Here is a 1,178-nt window from a genome sequence, read left to right as displayed (position 1 = left end):
GAATGGTTATAAGCCAAGTAGAGTGAGTTTGGTAACATCAAGCGAAAAGTTTATTCATACCGTGAATCAGCAACGCCTGATAAAAGTCTTATGGGCGTTGCTGATTCACGGTATGAAAATAGATAAGTTGGAAATTCCGAAGATGTTCGGACGCGCTTGTTTCATTTTGTGGAGAGTGAGTCGTTCATACCATAAATCAGCAACGCCTAACTGCTTATCAATTTATTCAATAAGCTCTCTCTATTGATGGCTCCATTTTTTACCGTAGTTGAGCAATTACCACTTTTACGATGGGCTATCGAGGTAAAATTCAAGGGTAACGCTAAAATAGGCTTATGCAAATAAAATGACTGAGTAATGGTTATGGTTGTCGAGTTTTTGAATATAATAGATTCTACACCAACTACAACGCCTCGGCTTTCGCCGACGCTAAATGATGTCTACCGAAACATTAGTTAAGTGGCTGGAAAAAAATACCGAATTAGGTATATTATCCCACGATATTTTACAGGCGATCGCGCGTGAAATGGAAATGGCAACTTTTCCCCCCGGGTTTCGAGTGGTAATTGAAGATACGCCTGTCACTAATCTCTATATTTTAGAACGGGGACAAGCCGATCGCTACCGCCGCAAACAACCGGGATTAATGTGGGCGAGCAGTTTGTTGCCGGGGGCGATCGTGAATTTATCTGCCCTCCAGCACTCGCAACCTGCCGATAGTCGAATTATAACTCGGACAGAATGTCAATTTTGGGTAATTAGTACCCATCGCTGGCACAATTTGCTAAAAAGATATCCACGCATTACCGAAGCCTACGCTCAACGCTTGGCAGCGAAATTAGAGCAGTTAGAAGCAGAAATTGCGTACGAACGTGAGCGTCAAAATGCCCTCCGCAGCTATCTAGTACCCAGGGCGAGACGGGGAGTAATTGGCAATAGTCGTTATGCAGTGAAATTGCGCCAACAAATTCGCACGGCATCGAGTGACAGCCGATCGGTATTAATCTCTGGCGAACCTGGTTTAGAAAAGGATAATTTAGCTGCTTTAATTCATTTCGGTTCCCATCGCCGCAACGAGCCAATTATTCAAATTAAAAGTGCGGCGTTGCTGAATTGATGTATGATGTAGCGATCAAGATCCAAAAACATTATTCAAAACAGGATGGAATCTTTAGCTA

At 43.0% G+C, this 1,178-nt stretch carries 2 protein-coding genes; both read left to right on the top strand.

Annotated elements, in window-relative coordinates; genetic code table 11:
* The coding region (locus QUA47_RS30890; protein ID WP_333433641.1) for a hypothetical protein at window positions 1–247 on the top strand (247 nt) is incomplete at its 5' end.
* A 186-nt stretch (window positions 248–433) separates the two neighbouring features.
* Window positions 434–1,117: a cyclic nucleotide-binding domain-containing protein gene (locus QUA47_RS30885; RefSeq protein ID WP_333433640.1), complete on the top strand. Its 684-nt coding sequence runs from the start codon at window positions 434–436 to the stop codon at window positions 1,115–1,117.
* The last annotated feature ends 61 nt before the right edge of the window (window positions 1,118–1,178 follow it).

This window comes from Microcoleus sp. MON2_D5 (assembly GCF_036701905.1).
Lineage (GTDB): Bacteria > Cyanobacteriota > Cyanobacteriia > Cyanobacteriales > Microcoleaceae > Microcoleus.
Note: the sequence above shows the minus strand (reverse complement) of the source record. Positions and strands in the feature narration are given on the sequence as shown.

Excerpts from the sequence above, each read along its gene's own strand:
- QUA47_RS30885 (WP_333433640.1), top strand. The coding sequence starts at position 434 with ATGATGTCTACCGAAACATTAGTTAAGTGGCTGGAAAAAAATACCGAA.